We start from the raw sequence: 26,416 nt of genomic DNA on the forward strand, positions 1-26,416 counted from the left end.
TCATCATGCCCGCAGCTTGTCGAGCAAGGTCTTAGCCTCTTTCAAATCGATCGTGTCGAAGCCTTCGGTGAACCAGCCGTAGGTCGGCGCGAGCAGGTCGTGCGCCTCGGCGCGCTTGCCCTGTTCGGCCAAAAGGCGCGCAAGCGATGTGGCGGCGCGCAGCTCCCAGGATTTGGCACCTTGCTTGCGAGACCGTTCGATCGCTTGGCGGAACGAGATTTCAGCCTCCTGGCAATCGCTTGGTTCCGCGGCAGCCAATATAGCACCTCGGAGCCGCAGCAATTCGGCGTCGCACCACTGCTCGCGGGTCCGGCTCACCTGGTCGAGAGCCCGATCGATCAGGCGCACGCCGTCCGACGCGCGATTGACACTCCCGAGCACCTCCCCGAGGAATCCCATCGTGTACGCCTGCGTCACTTGCGTTCCGACGGCCTGCATCCGGGCCAGGCTATCCTCAATTTGGGCGATCGCTCGCTCCTTCTGGCCCTGCTTCGCCGAGAGCCATCCCTTCTGCTGGGCGGCCATGGAAACCCAGAAGGGATACGCCTGCTCGGTCGCGAAAGTGAGCGCTCGGTCGATCCGCTCCTCGGCTTCGGCCACCTCGCGTCGGAAAATTCGTAACCACGCTGCCCATACCAGCACGTAAGCGCGGCTGAAGGGGTGCGCCAATCGTTCGGCCAAGACAAGGGCGTCTTCCATCCGGGTCAGCGCCTGGTCGGGGTAGCCGAGGTGCCAAAGCACCGCTGACCCACGACATAAGCAAATCGGTCCGGGATCCTGGCCGTAGAGGGCGAGATGAGCTCGATGTCGCTGTGGGCGATACGCTTCGGAGGCCAGCTCTAGATGTTTCCGTGCCTCCCTGAAGTCGCCGCGCCAAGAACAGCTGACCCCCCGAGCATAATGGGCTTCGACCACCCACACGGGATCGTTACTCTGCAGGGCAAGGTCGAGAAGCCGTCCGCTCAGCTCGTGCGCCGCCGTGAGTTCGGCGCGCGTGGCCGAGTAGATGGCCAGGCCGAGCAGAACCGGGAAGACAACCGCATCTTCTGGCATCACCTCGCAAAGGCGGCGCGCGCGAGAATAAATCGGCTCGACCTCGGCATTTGCGTAGCCATTCTTGGCGGTGAGCACGCGGCCCAGCACCGTTAGCGCTGCGAGCTCCCGTCGCTTGCGCTCCGGGCCCGCGGGGAGCGTTTCGATTAAGTTCAGCGCTTTCTGCAGATGGCTCTGGGCCTCATCGTTGGCCGAACGGTCGTTGGCGCTCTCTCCCGCGCGCTGCCAATAGCTGATGGCCTGAAGGGAGAGGCCTGCAGCCGTATAGTGCTGAGCCACGATCTCGGGCTCGTGTTCGACGACCTCGCCGAAATGCTGCTCGAGCGCGTGGGCGATCCGGGTGTGCAGCTGCTGGCGGCGACTGCGCAGCAAGGTGGAATAGGCGGCATCTCCCACCAATGCGTGCTTGAAGATGAACGTCGCGTGCGGCGGCCGACCGCGCGCGATCACGAGTTCGGCGCTGATTAGTTGGTCGAGGGCGCCCTGCAGTTCCCGTTCCTCGCGCTGCGCGACCGCCGCCAGCAGCTCATAAGAAAATTCGCGGCCGATGGCGGCGCCAATCTGGGCGACCTCCCGCGCTGGCGTCATTAGCCGATCTAGCCGCGCCAGCAGAGAATCCTGCAGGGTTGCAGGGATCGCCAACGGTGGCAGCGGGCCCGAGAGTGTGTAGCGGTCGCCTTCATCGGTCAGCACGTCAGATTCAATTACGGCCTTGGTCACCTCCTCGAGGAACAGGGGCACGCCGTCGGTCTTGGCCACCATCTGCTCGAGCAACCCGCCCGGCAGCGCCTTGCCCCCGGTCAACCGCTCCACCAGGGCCACGCCCTGTCGGCGGCTTAAGCGGTTCAGCGTGAGCGAGGTGACCTGCGGGTGGTCGATCCACCGCGGCTCGAACTCAGGGCGGAAACTGAAGATCGCCAGTACTGCAAGGCGGGGGATCTGCTGGACCAATCGGTCGAGAAGCTCTAGCGAAGTTGGATCAATCCAGTGGATATCCTCGAAAACCATCAGTACGGGCTGGCGGGCCGCTAAGCCAATAAGCTGCCGGGCCAGAGCATCGAGGATCAGCTCCTTCTGGCGCTGAGGGCTGAGGTTCAGGGGTGCGTAGCGGGTGCCTACCGGAAGCGAAAGAAACGCCGACAACAAAGGGGCGACTTCCCGGACCTTGTCTGTGGACCGTGCCAAGAGACGCTCTAGCTTGTCGAGTTTTACGCTCGGCGAATCGTCTGGATGGAAGCCAGCCGCGCGGGTGAGCTGGACAATCGAAGGGCGAAGGGCGCTATTTGCGTGGAACGGTGAGCACTGGCAGCGGATGCGGATGTGCGGCCGGTCCCGCAGGCGCTTGCGGAGCGCCTGAATCAGGTGCGACTTGCCGATGCCGGGCTCGCCGGAGAGCAGGACCACCTGCCCCTCGCCGGACGCGGCCTTGCCCCAGAGCTCCGCAAGCAGAGCAAGCTCGTGCTCGCGCCCAACTGTGGGGGCGAGGCCGCTCGTCGCGCGCGCTTCGAACCGGGTCTCGGCGGTACTCTCGCGAAGCACGCGCCACGCGCGGATCGGGGCGTCGAACCCTTTCAGATCGTGCAGGCCCAGGTCGGCGAACTCGAACAGCCCACCGAGTAGTTGGCGCGTCGCGAGTGGGATCACGATCTGGCCGGGCGCCGCCAATGCTTGCAGCCGGGCCGCTAAGTTTGGCGATTCGCCGACCACCGCTTCCTCCTGCGCCGCTCCTTCGCCGATGAGGTCGCCCACCACCACCAGCCCCGTTGCGATGCCGACACGTATCGCCAGCGCCGCTTGTGCCGGGGTCGCGAGCCTTGCGATCGAATCAACGACCGCCAGCCCCGCGCGCACGGCTCGCTCTGCGTCGTCCTCATGCGCTTTCGGATAGCCAAAATACACCAGCACGCCGTCGCCCATGTATTTAGCCACAAACCCACCAAAGCGACGCACGGCCTCGGCAACGCACTTCTGATAGGCCGCAATCACCTCACGCAAATCCTCAGGGTCCATTCGCGCGGAGAGTGCAGTCGAGCCGACAAGGTCCGAGAACATCACGGTGACTTGGCGGCGCTCGGCGGTGTCTTTCGCGGCGTTGTCGATTGCCTGAGGCGCATCGGATAACAGCGATGTTGGTGCGCTTACTTGAGCGCGCAAGGCTGCGATGGCGTCGAGCAGCTTACGACGATGTCCGACAAATCCGACACCAAGATCCTTCAAGTCCTCGGCCGTCAACCTCGGCAGGACCGTGTCGTCGATCTCATTCTCGCGGAAGGAGGCCTCATACTGTTCAAGGCCAAGCCTCCGCAGCCAACCTCCGACGTCCATGGTGGCGCCCCTGGCTTGCCTACCCACGCATGATCCACCAGGGGAGACAGCCTGTCTAGGACCGGGTTTTGAATGTTTGGGTCAAACCCGAACATCATGCCGCCTGAGCCCAATGCCTGCTTTCGGGAGACGACGAAGGAGCCATCAGTGGCGGACATGAGGCGCGAGGCGGCCATTCACCGTAACTTGCCGGAACGCAACAAGGCCCCTCGCGGGCCTTGCCGTATCAAACGCTGCCGTAGAGCGGTTCGCCGCTCACTTCCCCATCAGTTGCTTGCATTCTCAGCCCTGATCGCGGTGGTCTCCACCGTCACCGTCGGCTGCACCGCCACGGCGGCGGGAAGCCCGACACCAGACCGCAGGCGATCGACGCGACACGCGCCAAAGGGCCGTACCTGACCCTATGCTCGCTTCACAATTCTCGGTTTAGTCGGTCGGCGGGATTGAGCCGCGCTCTCGAGGGCCAAGGCCAACCGCTTCTCTTCTTCGATGGCGCGATCTACTGCCTCGATTTCCTCTTGGAGCGCCTTCAGCTCGGCTCCGTAGCTGGAGCCATCGCTGTCCCCGATCTGAAAGCCACTTGCCCGCATTGCGTCGCGAGTATGGTGCACGTTACGGACTCCTTCGCGTCGAGTTGCGACCAGGATTTCCCTAAACTCTTCAAGACGTTCAACGTGATTGCGAGTCATTGCGTTCTCCTATTTCGTCGTCATCGTCGCTGCGGCGATTCAGAACGGCTAAAAATTACGACGCAGAAGGTTTAAATGATTACAGCAGATTCTCTCGACAAAGCATGAGTGCGGAAGCTCAAATTTGAACGTCTTGCAATAACGTGGAGCGCAGCAGGCGGAAATTGGCCTGGGACCGAGGTGTTAGACTCTTCCGGCGGCTTCGAGGCTCGGAAGGCCAGAAGCGGACCTCTAAGCGCCGGGCCACTGCAAGGGTTCTCAATAACCCTCGGGCGGTCAATACGTGGCGTCCCACGGGGGCTCTGTCGCCAAGTTGTACATCACGTGCGCACTTCACAAGCCACCCCGGCCATAGCGCCAATGCCAAGCATGCACTAACATTGCAACTCGACCCCGTTGGGGCTGGCCAGTGATCTGTTCAAAGGGAAGTACCCATGACCAATCATTGCTGTGGACCGGGCTATGCTTCTCCAGCCGAGGCGATGACGGCACCTCGCGAAAAGCTGCTCTATACGATTGCCATCTACACCGGCACGGGCATTCAGAAGCCGGACTATCTGTGCACCATCGATGTGGACCCGGAGAGTTCGACCTACAGCCAGGTGATTTCGCGTCTGCAGATGCCGGGCATTGGCGATGAGCTTCATCACTCGGGCTGGAATGCCTGTTCGTCGTGCCATGGCGATGCTAGCATGGAGCGGAAATATCTGATCGTGCCAGGTGTGCGCTCGTCAAATCTGCATATTGTCGATTGTGGTACCGATCCGCGCAGCCCGACACTGTTCAAGGTGATAGACGGCGCTGAAATCAAAGCCAGGACCAACCTGTCGGCGCCACATACGGTGCATTGCCTCGGCTCGGACATCATCGTTTCCATGCTTGGTGACGCCCAGGGCAATGCCCCCGGCGGCTATTTGCAACTCAGCAAGGAGTTCGAGGTTGTCGGCCGCTGGGAAAACTCCATGGGCAGTATCAAGTTTGGTTATGATTTCTGGTACCAGCCGCGACACAACGTAATGGTCAGCTCGGAATGGGCCGCGCCCAATACCTTCATGCCTGGCTTTGACCTGGAAGAGGTTGGTCATCTGAAATATGGCCGAGAGATCCATTTGTGGGATTTTGAAAAGAAGGAGCCAAAGCAAACATTCTATCTCGGTGAAGATGGCTTGATCCCACTGGAAGTGCGATTCCATCATAACCCCGACAGCAGTCACGGCTTTGTTGGCGCGGCCCTTTCTGCAAATATCATCCATTGGTGGAAGGACGCGGCGGGTGACTGGCAATGGGAAAAAATTGTCGATGTCGGCAATGAGCCGCATCCCGAATGGCCGATACCAATACCGGGCGTGATCTCGGTCATTCTGCTCAGCATGGACGATAGATACCTCTATCTGTGCAACTGGTTGCATGGCGACATTCGTCAATACGACATCTCGGACCCTCACAACGCCAAGCTTACCGGACAAGTGTGGATGGGCGGACTTCTCGGCCGTGCGCCTGAGGTCAATGGCGTGAAAGTGACTGGCGGGCCTCAGATGATACAGCTCAGCCTCGACGGCAAGCGCCTCTATGTGACGACCTCACTCTTCTCGACCTGGGACAATCAGTTCTATCCGGAAATCCGCACCAATGGCGGATGCATGCTAATGGTCAATTGCGATACGGAAAACGGCGGCATGGAAATCGATCCGCTATTCGTTGTTGATTTTGGTAAGGAACCGAATGGACCAAGCCGCTGCCACGAAACCCGTTATCCCGGCGGTGATTGCACGAGCGACATCTGGGTATGACCAGCTTCACCATCACTCTCGCCAATCAAGGCGGTGCGGCCTTTGACGTCGATCACCGCAAGCCCCTCTTGCAAAGCTTGCGCGAGCAGGGCGTGGATCTGCCGTATGGGTGCAAGTATGGCGGCTGCATAACCTGTGCAGCCAAAATAATCAGCGGCAAAGTCGATCAAAAAGCGCAGCGAGCGCTGAACAACCGTCAGATCAACAATGGCTATATAATCCTCTGCGTCGCCCGCCCTATGAGCGACTGCACGCTGGAGGTCGGCGTTGAGAGCCACGACAAGCTCTATCGCAACCCCTTCCTTGACCCGCTGGCCGCTCATGAATTGAAAGCCGATATTGCGACCCCGTTGGAAGCAAAGAAATGACCCATATGAATCATGATGAGCCCTATTCGGAGGCTTATCTGCAAGACATTCTGAAATCGGTCAAAACCATCGCGATGGTGGGGGCCAGCCCCGATAAGACCAAATTTTCCTATGGGGTACTCAGGGTGCTGCACGAAGTCGGCTACGACATGATCCCGGTCAACCCCAGTCCCGGTCTGGATGAGATTCGAGGGCTTAAGGTGTACGCGTCACTAGCGGCCATCGACCGGCCTGTGGACATGGTTGAGGTTTTTCGCCGCTCCGAAGACCTGTTGGAAGTTGCACAGGAGGCCATCGCAATCAATGCCAAGGTTCTGTGGGGTCAGATTGGGGTGCGCGATGACGCTGCCGCCCAGTTGGCGGAGGAAGCGGGCTTGAAAGTGGTGATGAACCGCTGTCCCAAGATTGAGTTGTTCCGCCCCTTCTGGAAGCCAAAGCTGCATTTGGGAATATGACTGCAGGGGCGCAGAATTCGGCGTTGTTTTCGCTCTCAAAGCGGACGTCTGGCGCAACATGCGCTCACGATCCGGATGAGACCTTACGGCCCGTTACCAGACGGCCAGCAAGGACATGGCCGGCCTTGCTGAAAACTTTCATTCTCTCGGGGGGGCTTCCACAATCTGTTAGGCACTGGTTGGAAGTGGCTACGATCAGGCAGTCGTGGTACTTTTGTCGGCTTGAAAGCGTGACACACCGCAGTTTGCCTTGGGAGATGCCAAATGCGCATGCCCTTGCTCTTCATTCCACTGCTGCTTGCACCGATTGTATCGCATGCCGCCGACATTCACGACGCCGCCATGGCGGGCGATGTCGCGGCGATCACGGCGGCGCTCGATGCAGGCGCCGGTATAGATGAGAGTGATGGAACTGCAACGCCGCTCTATCTTGCGGTCTGGATGGGCCACATCGAAGCGGCAAAACTGCTCATAGAGCGTGGGGCGGACGTCAACGCCCAGACGACTGGGGGTCCCCCGCTGATGGCGGCTGTCGGGCCAGGTAAGATCGATCTGTTAAAGCTGTTGCTGGAGCGGGACGCAGATCCAAATACCAACCGTGGTGGCGAATTCGCCCTTCATGTCGCCGTCGCTCTCGATTGTTTCGACTGCGTGAAGGCACTGGTCGAGGCCGGCGCAGACGTGAATGCGAAGACAATGGACGGCAAGACACCGCTCCATCTGGCAAAAAGCAGGGGGCAACGCGAAGTTGCCGACTATCTCTTGTCGCACGGCGTCGTCTTGCCAATACCAGCCCCAATCTCAATGAAGTTGGCTTCTGCCGATGTCGAGAAAGGGCGAACCTACTTCACCGGCCGGTGTACCAATTGCCACAACGCCGAGCCACAAGGAGGGAATAAAATAGGACCGAACTTGTGGAGCGTCGTCGGCCGCGACAAGGCATCTGTGGCAAATATGCGTTACTCCGACACGTTGCTGGGCTGGGAGGGTGTATGGACGTACGAGGACCTGAACAGATATCTCTTCGGGCCCATGCTCACCACGCCGGGCGTCAAGATGGAGACTCCTGGTGTCCCGGACGACACCGAACGGGTCAACCTGATCGCCTACTTGCGCACACTCAGCGACAAGCCGATCCCGCTGCCCTGAATCGAGGGTATCTTGTGCAACTGCTGCTACGGGCCTGCGTTGGCTAGGCGATAGTACTTTGCCTGGAGGTACGATGCCAGATGATCGCTGAGATCACGCGCGTCGTCGCCGGCGCCGTCGATCAGAGAGACTTGCGGCGGCGCAGAAACTGCGTCCCCATCAGGTACAGGCCCGGATGTTCCACTACACCGCCGTCGTGACGGACGTAGCCCTTGCGGTCGAGGACCGATGCTGCTCCTAGCCAGGAAGTCAGCCAATGCGCTGGGCTGCCCGGATAGCCATGTTCGACCAGCGATGTGACCAAAGAGTTCGCCGACCTGAAGCCCGTTGCCCCGCCACTCTAGCAATCTGTCTTCCAGCCGCCGCACTGCATCCCCTGCGCGCAAAACTGCTACGGCTTAGAAAGGCATATTGACAAAACTCGCGTTCCCTCGCTTTCCTAAAGCGTTCTCTAATATACGGAGGCAGCGATGCCGTACACGTATCGGTGCAGGGACTATCCGGGGATGGAAGCGTGCCCGGCGAGCTTCACGGCAGAGAGCGCGTCAGAGGTAATGAAGCACGTCGAACTTCACGCTGAAGTCGCCCACGGCGAAGACCCGAAACAGTGGTCGCAGGCTGACCGGGAGCAACTGCAAAACCTGATTGTCGCCAGTTAGGTCCGCTTTCGCCGGAACTGCGAACGCTAACGTCATCAAGTGTCCTGGATGCTAGAGGCTCGTCCTTCACGTTTCTGGGGCTTTGGGCGACGCCTAGGTAGGACCCAAAAGATGCCGTTGAGGACGCGGCGGTCATTCACCCTTGGAACGCCGCGCGGCTTGTTCGGCAGCATCGGCTTGATGGCGGCCCATTCGTGATCGTTGAGTTCGTAGCGCATTGATCAAGTTCCATCCGGGAGGCAAAGCCATCGCTGTATGGATTGCCTACTACTCCGAAAGGCACAGGGAGGATCAGGGAATGACAGCCGATCTGAGGTTCCAGTTAATCCGCCGTACCGTGACAGAACTCGTCGCGAATGAGGGTGAAGTGGCAGGAAGGCTTGAGCGAGCGCAGCAATTGTCCGCCGGGCACCCCGATACCCTTGCCGCCATTGAGCGCCTCCGACCGATGGTGCAGCTGCACTGCGATGAGCTTGCTGCCTACCTCAAGGAGTCCGGTCCGGCCGAGCCGAGTGGCGAGATAACGAGCCCTCTGTCCGTATTGCGGCAGTCCAACGCACTCGCCGAGGCACTGCGGGACCTATCCCTAGCGTTCCACAATTGCGCACTCGGCTACGCGATGCTGTTCGAGGTGGCGCTTCGGCTCTATGAGCCGCGTCTCAGAGAAATCGCGCCGAAGCATCTGAAGGCGCATGCCGACGCTGCACTATCCACGGCGCAGCTGCTGCCAGGGGTTGTGGCCCGGCAGCTCGCCCAGGACGGGCTTCACTGCGCATGTCTCTGCCCCATGTGCGGTCTCGGTGCCTGCGGCTGCGTGGACTATGGCACCCAAACACTGACCACCGCCTGGCGCGATGCGGCTGCATCTCGGCCTGGTCTTCCCTGGCCTTCTGAAGTCCCGATCGAGTCGGAGCCGCCCGCTTTCGTCCTCCAAACTCCCAAGCCGGATAGCCAGCTGGCGCGGGCCGGAGTGCTAGGGGGAGAACTAGTCCTCGCGGTTGATGGCCAACAGGTGCGCGGCTTCTGGGACGTTCAGGTTGCGATCCGCAAGCACTCGCTCGGGGACGAGGTGGGTCTCCTGATCCAGCGCGGTTCGGAAACTCCGCGCGAGCTTAAGATCCGGCACTTAAGCGAGTATCCGAAGACATGAGAGGGTGCCAGAGCATCGTCTCGTCTAACGAGGCAGTGGAGCTCACCGCTGGCTCGCGTTTGCCCGCTGCGGCCGTTCCTCCGCGCCGGAGGAGGTGTGGCCGATGACCAGCTCCGTGTTTGAGCGTTCAAAGGCTGCGCTTTAGTGTGCGGAATTCGAATGGCCCGATGTCGGCAATTCGAACTTAGCGCTCTAAAGACAGCTTTCAGCGGCGCTAAGCGGACATGCTGAATCTATGAGTACGCTGCCCGCGTGTTCATAATCCGGTTCTCTAAACGCTGCTCGTGGGATGTACGCTTCGTTCCGAAAGCGACTGCGGTGCGGCTCGCTCCGGCAGGCCGGCATTGCGGAGATTCTTGCAGAAGTGCTCAAGGTAAGTGGCATCGCTATAGGGCGCGAGCTTCGGATCGGTCCATTTTTCCAGCGTGGCGCCGACATCGAGTTCGAGAGCGCGTTTCACCGATTTCTGGGCCTGCTGCTGGTACCCGGCGGCCGCGAAGCTGGCGGCCTGATAGATGCGCATGATGGCGCTATCCAGCGATCGCAGGCTGGCGAAGGTGGCGATGGCCTTGTCGTATTGGCGAGCATCGAAATAGATCTGGCCCAGTTGGGAAGTGTACCATTCATAGTGAAACGGATTGAGGCGCATGGCCTTTCGTGCGTGCTCGATGCCCTCTTCCGCCCTGCCCGCATAGCTCAGGCAAAGAGCGTAGTCGGTCGTCACGTCGGCGTCGTTGGGATTGCATTCGAGGGCCTTCCGGAAGGCCTCAAGTGCCACGCCATGATTCAATGTATACAAATGATAGTTAGCGAAAGCCCAATAGGACCAGGAATCGCCGTCGTCGCAGGCAATCGCCTCCACTGCCCATTGGCGGGCCAGTTCCATCGAAACATCATAGTCGTCGGCCCAGCCGCAACAGGCGTCGACCGTGTGACTCATTGCCATTTTGCTATAGGCCTTGGCGAGTCTCGGATCACATTCGATTGCCCTGGTCAGATGCTCCCTGGCAAGGCTCTCTCCTTCCTTGCTGAAACGACAGGCATCAATGGCGCGCTGGAGATGGTCCAGGGCGACGAAACTCTCGAGTCCGGCGGACTTGCTTCGGTCACGCCAGGCCTTGCCGAGCCTGCCGCCATAGCCGGACGCAAGCGTGCCGATGATCGTCCCGGTGATTTCGTCCTGGACCGAGAAGATATCCGTCAGTTGCCGGTCATAGGTCTCGGTCCAAAGCTGCCGGCTCTCGGCTCCGTCGACAAGTTGGACCGAGACGCGGATGCGATCCCCAGCCTTCTGAACACTTCCCTCCAGAATATAGCGAACCGAAAGTTCACGCGCGGCCTCAGCCGATGTCACCGACCGGTTCCGGTAGGCCAGGGTGGAAAACCTGTCGATGACGAACAACTCGTGAAAGCGCCCGAGGCTGGCGATGATGTTGAGCGCCAATCCTTCGCAGAAAATATCCTGCGCCGCATCGCCGCTCAAATTGGCGAAGGGAAGGACGGCGATGGACGGTTTGGTCGGCGACGAAGCCTCACCTACAACTGGCGCGGCCGATAACCCCGCGACTGGCCTCGGTCCCGCATATTTGTAGCCCCGGCCGTGCACCGTCATGATCATGCCGGCATCGAGCGCCTTGCGCAGCGCCGAAATATGGACCTGCAGCGTGTTCTCCTCCACCACCAGGCCCGGCCAGACCGCATCGAAGAGTTCCGTCTTTCCGACCACCTCGTCCGGCCTCTCGAGCAACATGGCGAGAATGTCGAAGGAGCGAGCCGAAAGCTCCACCGGCCCCTTCGGCCCCAGCAGCAGCCGTTCGGCACGTTTCAGGCGGTAGTTCCCAAACTCCAAGTCCATTGGCCAAGAACCCATCCCTCGCGGGCAGGATAATCCAAGATGATCCTGAAGGCGAACTTCAGGGCTGTTCAGGACTCTTCAGGTCCGGGCCCAGGACCTGAGTGGGTAGCGGTGTCATTCTCATCGTCACAGGAGGACACCATGACCGACATGTCCACAACCGCCCCGATCACCATCCGCCGCCTTAAACTGCCACGGCCAAGCTTTCCGAGGCTCGAAATCGGCGCATCGCTTGACGCCATGTTCAGTTTGGTGGGCGATGCACTCAACATGGCCTACGTGGCCCCTTACGCCGGTCCCCGTCGCCAGCCGCAGGTCGCCCCAGACGATAATCTCGAAGGTCGGGATGATCCCAGTTGGTAACTCCCCTTGCGTTCATCCTGTCGGCATCGATACGGCTATGGCTGCGTGCCAATGAGTCCACGCCCCTAGCCGGTTGAATTTTGCCTGAGGTAAGAAGCCAGATGATCGCTGAGATCACGCGCGTCGTCGCCAGCGCCGTCGATCAGCGAAGACTTGCGGCGGCGCAGAAACTGCGTCCCCATCAGGTACAGGCCCGGATGTTCCACTACACCGCCGTCGTGACGGACGTGGCCCTTGCGGTCGAGGACCGGCAGTTCCAGCCAGGAGTAGTCCGGCCGGTAGCCGGTGGCCCAGATGATCGTCCTGATAGCGCCTCCGGCAAGATCGAGGCCGAGCGGCGGGTTGTCCTCGACACGGGTCGGCGGCGGGCGATCCGGCGGCCCGACCGTAGCGTCCAGGCCGTTGGCGCGCGCCCATTCGTCGATGAGGTCGAGCAGCCGGGCCATCTTGAGGTCGGAAAGCGCGCACATGTTGCGCAACGACCCCGCAAACTGGGCCTTGCCGTCTTCGGTGATGCCGGCAAGACGACCGATGAGCCGGACGCCGAGGTCGTCGAGCGCATTGAGGTCGAGGGTGGTGCGGTCGGGAGTGCCGGCAAGCTGCAGCGAAGGAACCCGTCGCGCCCGCTTGATGTCGTCCACCTCGTCGTAACGCTCGTCGAGCACGCCGGCGGCGTCCATCCACCATTCGAGGTCCTTGCCGCGATAGACGCGGGGCGCCCGGATGTGCTCGCCCACCGACAGGGTCACTTGACGCCCCGAACGCTGCAGCTCCTGTGCGATCTGGGTGCCGCTCGACGACGCGCCCACCACCATCACGCCACCGTCGGCGACCTGACGCGGATTGCGGTAGGACTGTGCCGTCAGCATGGCGACCGACGGCGGCACGCGGCTGGCGACGTCGGGCAGGCGCGCGATGTTGCACGCGCCCGACGCCAGCACGACGGTCCGACACCGCCACTCGCCGCCGTCCGTGCGCACAAGATATCCCGCCCCGTCGCTGCGAACCGAGGTAACGGTCGTGTGGGTTCTGACCGGAGCCGAGATCGCCTTGGCATAGTTCCCGAGGAAATCGATCACCTCAGGCATCGTCCGGTAGCCGTCGGGATCGTCACCGTCATAGCGGAAGCCCGGCAGCCGGCTCTGCCAGTTCGGGGTGAGCAGCCGCAGTGAATCCCATCGCTCGGTGCGCCAGGTATTGGCGATCTCGCCGCGCTCCAGCAGCACATGGTCGATAGAGCGCTCCGCCAGGCAGCGGCTCATAGCGAGCCCCGCGTGCCCCGCGCCGACGATCACTGTAGTGACGGAACTAATCGCACCCTCTCATCAGGAGAGTCTACGGTTCGAAGCGCCTTTCAGTTCACCACGACCGTGACGTTCGTCGGATTGGTGACAATGTCATAGACCGCCGACCGCTTCTGCGACTGAGCGACGATAGCCTCGATGTCCTCGCGCTTGGCGTCGGCGTCGATGTTGTATTTCACCGTGATGCCGCTGAAGCCGTTGCGCACGTCGCTGTCGATGCCGAGTATTCCGGCGAGATCCATGTCGCCTTCGATGGTCGCCTTCACCGACTTTAACTGGATGTTCCGGTTCTGGGCAACCGCGGCGATGCCAGCGGTCAGGCAACTCGCCAGTCCGACCAGCACGTATTCGACGGGCGTGGCGCCCTTGTCCTGGGAAGCGAAGACCTCCGGATGGTCTGCGTCGAATGTGAAGGTGGTCTTGCGATGCTGATCCTCGCCGAGACCGTAGAAGCTCTCGACCGACGAGTGGCTGTGGGTGCCATCCTTCCATTCGCAGGCCGCGCGCCACTTGAACTGCGCCGCCTCCGGGGCGTTGGTAAGCGCTTCGCGTGCGCCGAGCAGCGCCTCTACGTTAACGCCGTTGTTTGCCTGTACTTCGGAAGCCATAATTATTGTCCTCCCTACCTTGCACTGGCTCAAAAACCCGACCGATCTCACTGACCTCCCGATCAGATTTCACCATGGCTGGGCATGCTATGGGTCGCGAAGCGTTTCTTCAAGTTGTTTCCGCTGCGGAATGTTCGCCCTCGTGTACCGAGTTGCGCCTTTGCAGGCTCTGGCACGACCACGACCTTCAGCGTGGTCAATTGCAGTGTCTGCTTCCGGGCGCGGCGAGATTCGCCTCTATGGCCGACATGCGGCGCAAAGCTGACAGGCCCTCTAGTACCGTTTGCTGCCATTCGCGATGCGAACAATGAGGTCATCGTTGTGGGTGCGCACTTGAAATGAGTTATGGAGTGACGAGGCCCAGCAGTTGGCTGTGGGATCGTCTGCCCGAGGAGGTGCAGCGTTCGTGGGGCGCCATCTAGTGTAAAAGCGGTGCCCTCCGTGCTATGAATGGATTGTCGAAGCCGTCCTAGGCCGACCGCCATTTCAGCAGGCCCAAGGACGTATGTGCCGCAACATGGGCTCAAGCCACCCGCCCGCACATCTGTTGTCGATTGGCCCGCTAGGAGGGATCAGCATGTCAGAACGTCTCGACATAGGCCCGCTGCAACTTGGCGAAACGGCGCCCAATTTCGTGCTCGACGCGATTACTCGCGAGGGCAAGATAGCTATCGACGATTTCCGCGGCGAGAAGCCGGTGCTGGTCGGATTGTATCGAGGTCTCCATTGTCCTTTTTGCAGGCGTCATATCGCGACGGTTTCGCTGCTCACACCAGCCCTTAACGCAAAGGGCATCGAAACCCTGACGGTGGTGAACACGCCGATCGAACGGGCACGCCTTTATCTCCGTTATCATCCGATGCCGGCTCTGCTCGCGGCGTCTGATCCTGAGCGAGCTTCTCACCGCGCTTTTGGGCTCCCCAATATGCAGATCACCGAGGGTGAGAGCGCATGGCCGCACAAGGTCTCAATGAGCGATGTGAAGGCGATACGGCTCAACGTGCCGGGCGAAATGCCTGAGCCGATGGATCCGTTTGCCACGCTCGATTATCTGAACAAAAAAGACAATTACGATATCACTGAAGCGGACCAGCAAATGATGGCGACCGGCGTGGGCCAGCTCATGGGCCAGTTCCTGCTCGACCGCAACGGCGTCGTTCGCTGGACGTTCTCCGAGGTTTTCGATGGCGGCTTGGGCGCCCGCCCGAACTCTGAGGCGATGATGTCGGTCGCGTCGCAAATCGGAAGGTAAGGAGCAGCTTCGGTAGGGGGCTAGGCGCAGGTTAGGCGAAGTTGGCCGCCGTCGCCTGATGGTGCCCTACAATCGGGACCGCACTCGCCTGCCATGAACCCGGGGGGCGGGGGCGCGGTCGTCCAGCCGCCCTACTACCAGCGCGAGCCGAGCGGCGTCCGCACTGCGGGCTCAGCGGCCTCTTGCTGCAGGTCTGCGGCGATGCGCCGGCTTACCGCCCCAGTAGATTTCGTTCGACGGTTTTCAGCTGCGCCAGCATCGCATTTTTCGCACATTCCAGAGCGCGGCGAACCAGACAATCCAGGATTGCCTGGTGCTCGTCGCAATACCTCCGGCGGCGTTCCTCCGAGAACGAGCACTTCTTCATTTCGAACCAGGGCGATTGATTCCGAATGGCGTGCAAGCGGTTGCGGATCTCTTTAAGGAGGTCGTCGCGGCAGCACGCGAATACTCGGTGATGGAATTCGGCGCCCCAATGCTCGAAATCCGGCATGTCCTTGGCGTCGCATGCCGTCTAATGCGACGCTTCGCGAACCGCGTTCAGTTCGGTTGCGCTGGCATTGGTTGCCGCAAAGGGCGGCTGCCGGATCGAGCAACTGCCTCCCTCGTCGGCTGACATGAGGCGCACCTGCGACGTCCAGCGTGGTTGCCGCTCCTGCTTTCAGGCGGCGGCAGAGCTCGCTTCGATGGCCGATATGAAGCGCAAAGTGGCCGGCCGTACCTGCCTGACCTGAATTGCAGGGCGAATGCTACTATGAGGCCGAACGGCGCACTTCGCCGAGGCCTCTACACCCCCAAGCGTCGGCTCCGTATCCACCTCCAGCGCCTCTTCCGCCTCATCCTGCCGGAGCCCCCGCCGCCCATCGCCAGACCTTCCAGAAGCAAGCTTGGTCGAGGTCAGTCCGCGACTTCTGCTTCCAGCACGCCCCCTTGCCTTCGGCCACCGTCAGACCGGCGAACTGCTCGATACCGGCCGGGCGACAGGCCATGATGTCGATGGAACAGCTTCGAAAACGCGGCCGCGGTCTCGTAGCCGACACGGGTCGCAATCCGTGCAATCCCCTCGTCGCTTGTTTCGAGCAGAAACGCAGCCTCCGACATCCGGCGTGCGATCAGATAGCGGTACATGGATTGGCCGACGAGGTTGGTGAAGCGAGCTGAGAACGCCGAGCGACCGAGCCCCACGCGCTGCCCCAGGTCGCTAAGGGTCCAGGGTTGATCCGGTCGTTCGTGGATCAACTGAAGCGCCGGTCCTATGTGCGGGTCCGCCATCGCCCCCAGCCACCCGCCTTCTCCGGAAGCGAGAGACTTGATCCAGCTTCGCAGCACCTCGACGAAGAGCACTTCCGTCAGTCGTGAGAGGGCGACGTCCTGGCCGGGGCGCGCAAGCGCCGACTCGCTCACCATGCGTTGCAGTATAGCCTCGAGCCATCCGCCGTCTTCCGTCGGCCTCAGGAGAAGCAGGGGCGGCAGCAGTTCCAACACGCTGCCGCGCGAGGGCCGCTCCACGGTGAAATTGCCACAGATCATCGTCGAGAGCGGTTCCGCGTTGCCGCCATGACGAACGACGCCAAGACGTCCGGGCAGTCGATCGAGGTCCAGGATCGGTAACGGCTTCGTCCGGCGATCCGAATAAATCATGTGAGGCTCGCCGCGTGTGATGACGACAAAGTCGCCCGCGCTCATGTGGAGTTCTCGTCCCTGGTCGAGCGCAAGGGTAGCTGAGCCCCGGCTGAGATAATGGAACAGGGCGTAGGGGCGCGCCGGCAATGCCAGATTCCATGGATGGCCTAGTTCGAAGTGGAACAGCAGAGTTCCGCCGAGCCGAACGCGATCGAGCACTTGGGCGAGGATGTCCATCCTGCCGCTGTTAATACGACGGACGGTCAGACACAATATTCGGACGATTGAGGCCTAACGTCCAAATGCTCCACGTACTACTTGGTCGCAAGTCGAGCTAACGGGTCGCGCGGCGAACCATCGCCCAAACGGCAGATGGGAGAACCGCGACTCTTGCCGACACGCCTGCCCTTCCCCGGACCCCCGTCGTCCGTCATCCCAACAGGAGCAATGAATGCGAAATCTTCTACTCTCCGTCGCCGCTGTCCTCATGGCCGGAGCAACGTTTGCCGCCCCCGCCCAATCAGCTCAACTGCCCAAGGGGGCGGCGCACAATATCGTGCTCGTCCATGGCGCTTTCGTCGACCAGACGAGTTGGCAGCCGGTTGCCGATATCCTCACGAAGAAGGGCTACAACGTAACGCTGGTCGAAAACCCGCTCACATCCCTCGCAGCCGACGTCGATGCCACCAAACAGGCGCTCGCCAAACAGAAGGGCAAGACGGTTCTCGTTGGCCACTCCTGGGGCGGTGTGGTCATCACGCAGGCAGGTGACGATCCGAACGTCTCGGCGCTCGTCTACGTCTCCGCATTCGCGCCCGACGTGGGAGAATCTCTGGCGAGCTTGGCCAAGAGCGGTCCGGCAACCGAAGGCGGCGCGGCAATTCATCCCGACGAAAAGGGCAACCTCTATATCGACCCCAAAGTGTTTCCTTCGGCTGTCGCGGCTGACCTTCCTCCGGAGATCGCCGAATCCCTGGCAAACCATCAGCTCCCGTTGAACCACACGGCGTTCGAGGCTCCCGTCGACAAGGCAGCCTGGCACGACAAGCCGACGTTCTATGTGATCAGCACGAAGGACAAGGTCATCGCACCCGAGGTCCAGAAGATATTCGCCGACAGGATGAAGGCCCAGACGACGGAGGTCGCCGGCAGCCATGCCTCCCTCGTCGTCCACGCGAAGGAAGTCGCCGCGGTGATCGAAAAGGCCGCACTCGTGAAGTGACAATACCGCTCCCGGCACCTTAGTGCCGGGAGCACCACGCGTGCTCGGCGGACTGGGGAGTGCCTCCGTCCTGTCGTTCGGACGCATCAGCTTTCTGGGGGGGTAATGTTGGGGCCACTATAGCCTAGCATCAAGGTCTCGAAGCGTCGTGAATGGGACCGACTGCAGACGGTCGGCTTTTGGCAAGATAGCTTGGAAACCTTGTGCCGTAGCTCCCCACGTTCCTTGACATCGGGTATTTATCCGAAATTATGGAGGAAAGAAGGATCGCAGGCATGACGGGAATCGCGCTGTCGGGCGTTTCAAAGCACTTTGGCGCAGTCGAAGTGATCCGCGAGGTTAGCCTGGACATTGAGTCAGGAGAGCTGGTCGTGTTTCTCGGCCCGTCCGGTTCTGGCAAGACGACGCTGCTCCGGATGATCGCCGGTCTCGAAAGCATTGACGAGGGCACGCTGACGATCGACGGGGTGCGCTCGGAGAACCTGGCGCCGGGCAGGCGCAACGTTGCGATGGTCTTCCAGAACTATGCGCTTTACCCACATATGACAGTCGCGGAGAACATGGCCTTTGGGCTGAGGAACATTCGGGTCGCGCCGGATGTTATACGCCAACGGATCGCTGAGGCTGCGCGTATCTTGGAGATCGAAGCGTTGCTCCACCGGCGGCCGTCGCAGCTCTCCGGCGGGCAGCGCCAGCGCGTGGCCATCGGGCGTGCGATCGTCAAGGAGCCCAAGGCATTCCTGTTCGACGAGCCACTCTCCAATCTGGACGCGGCGCTTCGAGCTCGTACACGCGTCGAGCTTGCCGAACTGCATCAGCGTTTGAAGTCGACGATGATCTACGTCACCCACGACCAGGTGGAAGCGATGACCCTCGCCGACCGTATTGTGATCCTCAACGATTGCCGGATAGAGCAGATGGGAAGACCCGACGAGGTCTATGCACGTCCGGCATCGCGATTCGTCGCGACCTTCGTCGGGTCTCCAGCGATGAACATTCTACCTGTTACGGTTTCAGGCTCAGGCGACAGGCTCAAGGCGCGCTTGACGGATGGATCGCTCGTCGACCTTCCCGGCGCGCCGGTCAACATGGATTGGCGCGAACTGGGAGTGCGGCCGGAGTCGCTGACTGTCGTCTCCGAGGGCAGTGAAACATCCGCCACGGCCACGGTTGTCGAGCGCCTTGGCGAGCGAACGCTCGTCTATGCGCGGCTCGCTGATGGGACGCAGGTTACAGCACAGGATCGCGGGCTCTCGAGCGTCAAACCGGGCGACGCCGTTCGGCTGAAGTTCGACACCGCCGCCCTCCATCTTTTCGCCGCGGACGGATCGACCTGGCACGCGCGCTGACCGGGCCTGAATCTGCCGACCGGGGTCGTGCCCCCTGGGGTTGCGCTTCGCTTGCGGGCCGAGGCTAGCCCTTGATACCGGCCGAGAGCGTTATCGCTTCGGTTACTCGGCGTTGGAAGAAGAGGTAGGCCAGTGCCACGGGAAGGCCGGCCAGTACAGCTGCCGACAGCTGGCGCGCGTAGTAGACGCCGAAGGCGTCATTGACCTGCGTGATGCCGACGGTGATCGTCATCATCTCGGTGCGGGTAACAGAGAGGAACGGCCACAAGAACGCGTTCCACGTCCAGATGAAGCAGACGATCGACAGCGCCGTCGTTACCCCCCAGTTCATCGGCACGTAGATTTTGAAGAGGATCCCGAATTCAGACGCATTGTCCATGACCGCGGCCTCACGGAAGTCCTTCGGGACCTGATCGAAGAATTGCTTGTACACGATGATGATGACGGGATGGATGAGCTGCGGCAGCATGATTCCAGCCCAGCTGTTGAGCAGGCCAAGGTTGGCGACCAGCACGAAATGATTGATGATCAGCGCAGAAGTTGGCACCATGAAGGAGGCGAGGATCAGCCACCATAGCGCGATCCGCCCCGGGAACCGCAACTGGGAGATCGCGTAGCCGCACAGCATCGAGATGAAGATGGTGATGATCGTTACGCCGACCGCGACCGCCACCGAATTGACGTACCAGGTGCCGATCTGTGTGGTGGTCACGGCGGAAATATAGTTCTCCAGCGTCGGCGTCTCCGGCCAGAGTTCGATGTAAGGCCGGACGACTTCGTCGTCCGGTTTGAGCGATGAGATCACACCCCAATAAAGCGGGAATGCCCATAGGATGGCCCAGACGAGCGTCAGTGCCGTGATTATCCCGCCCCAAAAGGTCCAGCGCTGCGCAGCCATGGCGTTCATCGGCGCCGCCTCTCGGCGAGCCGGAGCAGTTGGAATTGCAGGACCGAGACGACGACCACAAGCACGAAGAGGGTGACGGCGACAGCCGCAGCCCTGCCTCCCTGGTTCTGCTGGAAGGCCTTCTGGAAGACGTAGTAGACGAGCACCATATTGTCGTTCGGCCGGCCGCCGATCGAGAACAGATAGACCTGATCGAAGATCTTGAGCTGCAGGATGAGTTGGATGGTCAATACCAGCGAGGTGATCGGCCAAAGCAGTGGCCAGGTGATACGCCGGAACGTGGTCCATCGCGTCGAGTTGTCGAGCGCCGCGGCTTCGTAGATCTCCACTGGTATGGACCGTAGTCCGGCGAGGAAGAGGAGGATCGAGAAACCTGCGGTCCACCAGATCGTCACCCCGGCCACCGCCGGCAGGAACCAGGCGCGCGACTTAAAGACAGGTACGCGCGGGATTCCCAGCCAGTCCAGCACATGCATCGCAATCCCGAACTGGAAATTCAGCGTCCAGTCCCAGATCAAATAGACCACGGACACCGGCAGGATGTAGGGCAGGAAGAACAGCGCCAGCACGGTCGCCTGGAACCGGCCCTTGAGGCGGGACACGCCAAGCGCGATCAACAGGGCGATGAGTGTTCCCGGGACGACCGTCATCAGCACGAAGTAAGCGGTGTTCCAGACCGCGCGCCGAAACATCGGGTCGTTGTCGAGCCGCAGGTAGTTGTCGAGACCAACCCACCGACCCTCGCCGATCAGCGGCGCATCGGTGAAGGAGATGCGAAACATCTGAACCGTCGGATAGACGAACGCCAGCAAGTAGATCGCAAGGAAGGGAGCGACCAGCACCAGCGCGACAAGACGTTCAGTTCGGGAGTTGCGAAGCATGGCTCTTCCTCAAATATGGCTGGGACCGCCCTGGGCGGGGCGGTCCCAGCCTTTGAGTCCTACATGCTGTTCAGCTCTTCCTTGATGGATTTCACCGCCTCGCCCGGGTCCATCTCTCCATTGAGGGTCGGCACGAAATAATTGGACATGATGTCGAAGATCGGCCCGGCGACACCAGCCTTCGGCGACTTCGGATCGAAGATCATGTTGGCCGTCAGCGTCGAGTAGGTCGCATTGGGCTCCATTGCCTTGTATTCCGCCGTCTCGGTGACCGGCCTGTAGGCCGGGATGTGGCCTGCCGTGGCCCAGAAAAGCGAGTGCTTGTCCATCCATGAGATCACCTCGAGAACGGTGGCACGCTTTTCAGGGGTGATCTCCTTGCCCTTGTTCTTCGGGATCGCGAACGAGTGGCTGTCCGCATAGGTGCATGGCTTGTCGAAGATCACCGGGATTTCGACGGCGCCCCAGTCGAACAGCTTGCCTTGCTTGGCGAGGTCGGTCATCGTAGGAACTTCCCAGACGCCGTTGATCATCATTGCGGCCTTGCCCGAGGTGAATAGGGCGACGGTTGCGGGATAGTCCGTATAGGTCGACTGCAGCCCAGCTTTCGTCCACCCTTGCAGAACCGCTAACGCTTTCGCCAGCTTTTCAGCGTTGTCGCCGGCGAGGAACTCGTTGCCCGTCAGAAGCTCGCCACCTTGCTGGCACACCAGCGAGTAAAGGGTGCGGTACATGAAGTTGCCGTCGGCGGTGACGCTGCCCAGCGGGAACTCGACGCCGGCGTCCTTCAACTTCTGCAGTGTCGCGGTGAATTCCTCCTTGTTGCCCATGCCCACGGGACGACCGTCGTCGCCGAGCACGCCTGCCTTCTTCAGGAGGGCGCGATTGTAGTACAGGACGATTGGATGGGTATCGAGCGGCACTGCGTACTGCTTGCCGTCGACCGTCACGGCGCCCATCGTCGTCTGGGCAAAGTCCGAGGCCGAGAGGCCCATCTTGCTCATATCGTCGGCGGTGATTTCTTCGAGAATATCCTGGCTCACCGCCAAGGGGATGCGGCTGGCATGATAGGTCATGACGTCTGGCGCCTCTCCGACCGCGGCCGAGGTCTGCACCTTCGCGTAGAAGGGCGTGCCCCACTCCAGCGTCGTGGCGTCGATCTTGATCTTGCCAGCGTGGGCGGTGTTGAAGTCGGTGATCATCTGCTTCATGCGCACACCGTCACCGCCGCCGAGGAAATCCCACCATATGACGGTTTCTTCGGCCTGGGCCGCGACGGCCCAAAATCCTCCGGCCGCAACCACCGCTATGGCCATTATCCTGCGAAAGTTCATCTCAGCTTCCTCCCGAGTACGGCGGTTAGATCCGCCTTGAACGTTTCAATGCTACACCAAACCAACCCCCCTGCAACGGATTTTACGGTATATATCTGATAGTCGGATATTAACTCAAAGTGTCACACGCACCATCGAGTAAGAGTGCGGCGGCAAGTTCAACGTCATTCCCTTGCTGCTGAGCGCTGCCCCGTTGCCTTTGACCGGTGATACGTTGTCCGGCGCGTCCTTGGTGTTGCAGGCCTCGAGATCGTCATGACGAATGATCGTATGCTCGATGGACTTGGCGGCGAACCGCTCGAGGGCGACGTCGGCCTCTATCGTCTCGGACCCATGCCGGTTGATTGCGAAGAAGGTCAGCGTGCCGGCGTTCGAATCATGCACGCCTGCAATGTCGAGCCATGGCACCTTGTCGGCCGCGGCCGCGTCATAGGTAGGCACCTCGACCGCGAGCTGCAGCGCGGTGCCGCGGCCATGCTTGGAGGCCAGCATGAAAGGCCAGTAGATCGTCTGCCGCCAGGCGCCGCCGCCGGGATCGGTCATGATCGGCGCGATAACGTTCACCAGCTGCGCAATGCAGGCGATGCGAACAATATCCGACCGTCGGATGAAGGTGTTGATGATGCAGCCGACCTGCAGCACGTCCTCGAAATTGTAGATGTCTTCCAAAAGCCTGGGCGCTTCCGGCCAGTCCCAGGCGCGCATACGCTCGGCGTCCAGCTTGCGCTGATGGTACCAGACGTTCCACTCGTCGAAGGAGATTTTCACGTCCCGCTTCGAGCGGGTCTTGGCCTTCACGTAGTCGATGATGCCCGCGACCGTGCCAATGTAGCGGTCGAGCTTGGCTGGAAGAGCCAAATATTCGGCCGTATTCTTCTCGTAATTCTCGAAATACATGTGGAGAGAGATGTAATCGACCTGCTCGTAGGTCGCCTCCAACACTGTTGCTTCCCACTGCGGATAGGTCGGCATATTGGAATGCGACGAGCCGCAGACGACCAGTTCCACTGTCGGGTCGAGGCCGCGCAGCGCCTTGGCGGTCTCGTTGGCGAGATGGCCGTATTCGCTCGCCGACTTGTGGCCGACCTGCCAGGGACCATCCATTTCATTGCCGAGACACCAGAGGCGGCAGTTCCAGGGCTGCGTGCGTCCATTCTTGGCCCTCAGGTCGGACCAGTAGCTGCCGCCCGGGTGGTTGACATATTCAACGAAGGCCCGCGCCTCGTCGAGGCCGCGGGAACCGAGATTGACCGCAAGCATCATCTCGGTGCCGGCTTTTTCGGCCCAGTCGGCGAATTCGTGGATTCCAACCAGGTTCGGCTCCGTGGTGCGCCACGCAAGATCGAGGCGCCGCGGGCGGTTCTCCTTTGGGCCTATGCCGTCTTCCCAATTGTAGGCGGACACGAAGTTGCCACCCGGGTAACGGCAGATCGGAGTGTCGAGCGCACGCACCAACTCGATCACGTCCTTGCGCATCCCCTCTGCGTCCGCTTGCGGATGTCCGGGCTCATAGATGCCCGTATAGACCGCCCGGCCAAGATGCTCGAGAAACGAACCGTAAAGACGTTTGTCGATATCCGCGACGGCGTAGGCCGCGTTCGCCGTGACTCTGGCTTTCATGATTCCTCCCACTGCGGACTATCAATCCGACTTTCCGGTTTGTATCCGGGTCGCGGGTCAGTTAAGGGCGGAGTTCATCCGCCCGTCAAGGGTCCAGTATGCTCTCAAGCCTTGAGCAGGCGCAGAACGATGTCGTTGCTGTAATTGCCGAAGCCGCTGCCGAAGATGTTTATGCCGCCTGGGTGACGCGCATCTTCCCTCACGCCGATTCGTATCCGGATCGAGCGGTGCCGCTCGAGTTCCAGATCAGCCAGCGAGCATTTGGAAACCTTGTCATCGCCGCGATAGGTGCCGTTATTCGTGACGCGCCAGTGTACGAGGTCGCCATACTGCGATCCGGCTAGCTTCCACCAGCCGGGCGTATGCTTGCCGCGCTTGTCGCCATAGTCGGCCGGCGCCGTCCAGGTATCTATCTCGTGTCCGTTAATCGCGACCGTGATGTCCGATGGCCAATCCTTCGAGGTGCCCGGCACCTCGGACGAAAGCTCCATCGCCAGCTCCAACCCGCCGACTTTGGCATTGGCAAGCGTCGCATTGTTGGGAAACTGGTATTCGACGAAGCCGCGCGTGAACCACAGCAGCCCAGCCCGCATACGGTCAGGATCGAGGAAGGTGTCGGGCACATCGAGAAGTCCGATGACGCCGTCCTTTGAACACAGGCCGCAGGGGGCGGAAACTTCGCATCTTGTGTAGAGTCCAAGCGGCATCGCCACTTCTATGACGCCGAGATCCTGCGCCGGGGTGCGGTCCTTAAAGATGACAACCAACTCGGAGAAGGTCGAATAGCAGACCTTCTGGCTTCCCTTGCGCGCCTTCTGTGATTTCGTCTCGATCAAACCGACATCGACAAGAACCTGGATGTTTGCGGAAATTGTCGATTGCGGAAGACCCAGTTCTTCGGCCACCTGATTGACGTTTTTCGGCCCCTTGCGGTGCAGCAGATCGAGAATCCGGACCCGGACCTCGCTCGCAAGGCTCTTCAACAAGTCGAGCCGCTCAAGCGGATCGACAACCATGATTTCATTCGACATATGGCCCGCACTCGTCACACGGGTTATGTATCAGCAGATCAGATACAGATAAAGCCGGTGACAGTTCTGAATTGAACCGCGTAGAAGCACCCGATCGAGATTTTTCATCGACAGCAGGTCTGATCTTCGACATCTCCACCAACTGCGGAAGATCACGAACGGGCTGGCCGCGGCGAGGGCGACGCAGGATATGGAATTCATCGAAACCCAAGCCGTCGAAGATCTCTGACTCGGGAGTGATCGTGACGCCGCTTTCCGGCGTTGCATCGGCCCACACCCCGGCACCAACACAGATCATCACGTGGGAGAAACGAGTCTGACGTCTATCAAGCGCCCCTGCCCGAGGCTCTCGGACAATTCGAAGGAATTATGACGTCTGCTTCTGGGAACCAGTATAACAATCCGCAATGGTCGCGAAGGGGACCTGGCCCATGGCCTGCTCACGCGGGCCGAGCTGTTTGTCGTGCCAATTGGGGGTAAGGCACCTCGGCGCCGGCGTTCTGCCAGCCGGAACCGGCGGAAAGGAAACAACCCCCGGCGCTTAAGTCACCACTGAAAGGCTCGCCGGCTGCAGCACGCCGGGGAACGGGCCGATCCTGGCAGGGCGGTGTCCGGACTGGAAGAGGTTGCTGTGGAGGTTGGCGACCCACTGCTTGCCTTCGGTCGTCAACTCCAGATAGCGGATCGCGTCGCCAATATAGGGCTCGACCTTCAGCGTGAAGAAATCGCTGAAGATGGCGCCGAGATCGGCGGCGGTCTTGCAGCCGAGCTTTTCCACCATCCCGGTCTCGGAGAACTCGGCAAACAGCGCCGGCAGCTTGCGGTGGTAGAAGGGATCAGCGAGCTGGCCGATCAGATCCGCGGCCCTGACCAGCGCCGGCTCGGTGTTGGTGGCCTGGTAGGCCGGATCGTCCGGCACCGGAAAGCGCGTCATCTCGATCGCCGCGACAATGCGCTCCTCGTCGACGAACTTCGAGGACCCAAAGCGTTGGCGCGCATAGATCTTGGCGCGCTCGATATGATAGGGCGCAAGCACCGCGTCGGAGGCGCCGCGCGGTGGCGTATGGCGCTCGCCGGCCTCGTTGATGACGAAGCTGTCGTCGGTGTCGCCCGGGCATATGCCGTGCACCATGCCGATGTCGTGGACCAGCAGCGCGCAGGTGTAGTGCAGCCAGTCGTCGGGGGTCAGGGATTCCGAAAGCAGCCGGCCGCGGATGATCTGCTGGCCGGCGAGCGTAACCATCAGCGTGTGCTCGATGTTGTGATAGAGGGCGTTCGAATTGCCGATGCGCTCCAGGACAAGGCGGGCCGCGCCGCCTATGTAGGCCGCATACTCCGAATTGCGATGCGAGAAATACTGCAGATAGAGTTCCGACAGATGGTCGCCGAGCCGGTCGGCCATGATGGAAATCGGATTGAGCATGACAAT

At 60.9% G+C, this 26,416-nt stretch carries 23 protein-coding genes and 1 pseudogene; 10 read left to right on the plus strand and 14 right to left on the minus strand.

Features of this window, described 5'->3' with window-relative positions; genetic code table 11:
• Positions 1 to 3 precede the first annotated feature (3 nt).
• Together AC1D1N_RS01060 and AC1D1N_RS01065 are read right to left on the minus strand one after the other, a co-directional pair.
• Positions 4 to 3,378 carry an AAA family ATPase gene (locus AC1D1N_RS01060; RefSeq protein WP_477346191.1) on the minus strand — a complete coding sequence of 1,125 codons (3,375 nt, stop codon included), beginning with the start codon at positions 3,376 to 3,378 and terminating at the stop codon, positions 4 to 6.
• A 401-nt stretch (positions 3,379 to 3,779) separates the two neighbouring features.
• Positions 3,780 to 4,067, minus strand: coding sequence for a hypothetical protein (locus AC1D1N_RS01065; RefSeq protein WP_112559599.1), 288 nt, complete (start codon positions 4,065 to 4,067; stop codon positions 3,780 to 3,782).
• A 434-nt stretch (positions 4,068 to 4,501) separates the two neighbouring features.
• On the opposite strand from AC1D1N_RS01065, the gene AC1D1N_RS01070 reads away from it, so the two are divergent.
• The 5 genes from AC1D1N_RS01070 (at position 4,502) to AC1D1N_RS01090 (ending at position 8,488) form a co-directional block, all read left to right on the plus strand.
• Positions 4,502 to 5,857 (plus strand): selenium-binding family protein, encoded by a 1,356-nt coding sequence (locus AC1D1N_RS01070; protein WP_477346192.1) that lies wholly within the window; start codon positions 4,502 to 4,504, stop codon positions 5,855 to 5,857.
• On the plus strand, positions 5,854 to 6,225 hold the full coding sequence (locus AC1D1N_RS01075) for a 2Fe-2S iron-sulfur cluster-binding protein (protein ID WP_111543472.1): 372 nt from the start codon (positions 5,854 to 5,856) through the stop codon (positions 6,223 to 6,225). The genes AC1D1N_RS01070 and AC1D1N_RS01075 overlap by 4 nt, the downstream gene beginning before the upstream one ends.
• 5 nt (positions 6,226 to 6,230) lie before the next feature.
• Positions 6,231 to 6,680 carry a CoA-binding protein gene (locus AC1D1N_RS01080; protein WP_352590102.1) on the plus strand — a complete coding sequence of 150 codons (450 nt, stop codon included), beginning with the start codon at positions 6,231 to 6,233 and terminating at the stop codon, positions 6,678 to 6,680.
• 264 nt (positions 6,681 to 6,944) lie between these two features.
• Complete coding sequence (locus AC1D1N_RS01085; protein WP_477346193.1) at positions 6,945 to 7,829, plus strand: ankyrin repeat domain-containing protein; 885 nt, start codon at positions 6,945 to 6,947, stop codon at positions 7,827 to 7,829.
• Positions 7,830 to 8,335: 506 nt separating this feature from the next.
• Positions 8,336 to 8,488, plus strand: a complete 153-nt coding sequence (locus AC1D1N_RS01090; RefSeq protein ID WP_477347337.1) for a DUF1059 domain-containing protein — start codon at positions 8,336 to 8,338, stop codon at positions 8,486 to 8,488.
• A 104-nt stretch (positions 8,489 to 8,592) separates the two neighbouring features.
• Here AC1D1N_RS01090 and AC1D1N_RS01095 read toward each other — a convergent pair.
• Positions 8,593 to 8,706 (minus strand): annotated as a pseudogene (locus AC1D1N_RS01095) (transposase); the annotation flags it as partial.
• Positions 8,707 to 8,786: 80 nt separating this feature from the next.
• On the opposite strand from AC1D1N_RS01095, the gene AC1D1N_RS01100 reads away from it, so the two are divergent.
• Entirely contained in the window at positions 8,787 to 9,638 is an 852-nt protein-coding gene (locus AC1D1N_RS01100) for a hypothetical protein (protein ID WP_477346194.1), read from the plus strand.
• Positions 9,639 to 9,909: 271 nt separating this feature from the next.
• On the opposite strand, the gene AC1D1N_RS01105 is transcribed toward AC1D1N_RS01100, so the two are convergent.
• On the minus strand, positions 9,910 to 11,493 hold the full coding sequence (locus tag AC1D1N_RS01105; protein WP_477346195.1) for a winged helix-turn-helix domain-containing tetratricopeptide repeat protein: 1,584 nt from the start codon (positions 11,491 to 11,493) through the stop codon (positions 9,910 to 9,912).
• Positions 11,494 to 11,634: 141 nt separating this feature from the next.
• Between AC1D1N_RS01105 and AC1D1N_RS01110 the strand changes: the two genes are divergently transcribed.
• Positions 11,635 to 11,856, plus strand: a complete 222-nt coding sequence (locus AC1D1N_RS01110) for a hypothetical protein (RefSeq protein ID WP_477346196.1) — start codon at positions 11,635 to 11,637, stop codon at positions 11,854 to 11,856.
• 65 nt (positions 11,857 to 11,921) lie between these two features.
• On the opposite strand, the gene AC1D1N_RS01115 is transcribed toward AC1D1N_RS01110, so the two are convergent.
• Together AC1D1N_RS01115 and AC1D1N_RS01120 are read right to left on the minus strand one after the other, a co-directional pair.
• Positions 11,922 to 13,151 (minus strand): NAD(P)-binding domain-containing protein, encoded by a 1,230-nt coding sequence (locus tag AC1D1N_RS01115; RefSeq protein ID WP_477346197.1) that lies wholly within the window; start codon positions 13,149 to 13,151, stop codon positions 11,922 to 11,924.
• A gap of 59 nt (positions 13,152 to 13,210) precedes the next feature.
• The gene (locus tag AC1D1N_RS01120) at positions 13,211 to 13,768 is read right to left on the minus strand and encodes an OsmC family protein (protein ID WP_023679231.1); all 558 of its coding nucleotides are present in this window, start codon (positions 13,766 to 13,768) and stop codon (positions 13,211 to 13,213) included.
• A gap of 577 nt (positions 13,769 to 14,345) precedes the next feature.
• On the opposite strand from AC1D1N_RS01120, the gene AC1D1N_RS01125 reads away from it, so the two are divergent.
• On the plus strand, positions 14,346 to 15,020 hold the full coding sequence (locus AC1D1N_RS01125; RefSeq protein WP_436261757.1) for a peroxiredoxin-like family protein: 675 nt from the start codon (positions 14,346 to 14,348) through the stop codon (positions 15,018 to 15,020).
• A gap of 211 nt (positions 15,021 to 15,231) precedes the next feature.
• Here AC1D1N_RS01125 and AC1D1N_RS01130 read toward each other — a convergent pair whose 3' ends face one another.
• Together AC1D1N_RS01130 and AC1D1N_RS01135 are read right to left on the minus strand one after the other, a co-directional pair.
• The gene (locus AC1D1N_RS01130; RefSeq protein ID WP_477346198.1) at positions 15,232 to 15,513 is read right to left on the minus strand and encodes an FCD domain-containing protein; all 282 of its coding nucleotides are present in this window, start codon (positions 15,511 to 15,513) and stop codon (positions 15,232 to 15,234) included.
• A gap of 404 nt (positions 15,514 to 15,917) precedes the next feature.
• Positions 15,918 to 16,880, minus strand: a complete 963-nt coding sequence (locus tag AC1D1N_RS01135) for a cupin domain-containing protein (protein WP_436261759.1) — start codon at positions 16,878 to 16,880, stop codon at positions 15,918 to 15,920.
• Between the two features lie 214 nt (positions 16,881 to 17,094).
• Here AC1D1N_RS01135 and AC1D1N_RS01140 point away from each other — a divergent pair, with 214 nt between their 5' ends.
• Positions 17,095 to 17,865 carry an alpha/beta hydrolase gene (locus AC1D1N_RS01140; RefSeq protein WP_477346199.1) on the plus strand — a complete coding sequence of 257 codons (771 nt, stop codon included), beginning with the start codon at positions 17,095 to 17,097 and terminating at the stop codon, positions 17,863 to 17,865.
• Between the two features lie 275 nt (positions 17,866 to 18,140).
• The gene (locus AC1D1N_RS01145) at positions 18,141 to 19,214 is read left to right on the plus strand and encodes an ABC transporter ATP-binding protein (RefSeq protein ID WP_477346200.1); all 1,074 of its coding nucleotides are present in this window, start codon (positions 18,141 to 18,143) and stop codon (positions 19,212 to 19,214) included.
• 64 nt (positions 19,215 to 19,278) lie between these two features.
• On the opposite strand, the gene AC1D1N_RS01150 is transcribed toward AC1D1N_RS01145, so the two are convergent.
• From AC1D1N_RS01150 to AC1D1N_RS01175, 6 genes are all read right to left on the minus strand, one after another.
• Positions 19,279 to 20,121 (minus strand): carbohydrate ABC transporter permease, encoded by an 843-nt coding sequence (locus AC1D1N_RS01150; protein ID WP_436261762.1) that lies wholly within the window; start codon positions 20,119 to 20,121, stop codon positions 19,279 to 19,281.
• Positions 20,118 to 21,002: a carbohydrate ABC transporter permease gene (locus AC1D1N_RS01155; RefSeq protein ID WP_352589928.1), complete on the minus strand. Its 885-nt coding sequence runs from the start codon at positions 21,000 to 21,002 to the stop codon at positions 20,118 to 20,120. Before AC1D1N_RS01155 ends, AC1D1N_RS01150 begins: the two co-directional genes overlap by 4 nt.
• Positions 21,003 to 21,061: 59 nt before the next feature.
• Complete coding sequence (locus AC1D1N_RS01160) at positions 21,062 to 22,336, minus strand: extracellular solute-binding protein (RefSeq protein ID WP_477346201.1); 1,275 nt, start codon at positions 22,334 to 22,336, stop codon at positions 21,062 to 21,064.
• A 114-nt stretch (positions 22,337 to 22,450) separates the two neighbouring features.
• Positions 22,451 to 23,956, minus strand: a complete 1,506-nt coding sequence (arfA, locus tag AC1D1N_RS01165; protein WP_436261764.1) for an arabinosylfuranosidase ArfA — start codon at positions 23,954 to 23,956, stop codon at positions 22,451 to 22,453.
• Positions 23,957 to 24,060: 104 nt separating this feature from the next.
• Entirely contained in the window at positions 24,061 to 24,987 is a 927-nt protein-coding gene (locus tag AC1D1N_RS01170; protein WP_477346202.1) for an ArsR/SmtB family transcription factor, read from the minus strand.
• A gap of 541 nt (positions 24,988 to 25,528) precedes the next feature.
• On the minus strand, positions 25,529 to 26,410 hold the full coding sequence (locus AC1D1N_RS01175; protein ID WP_436261765.1) for a metal-dependent phosphohydrolase: 882 nt from the start codon (positions 26,408 to 26,410) through the stop codon (positions 25,529 to 25,531).
• Positions 26,411 to 26,416 lie beyond the last annotated feature (6 nt).

The organism is Mesorhizobium sp. P2_B5 (genome assembly GCF_056404775.1).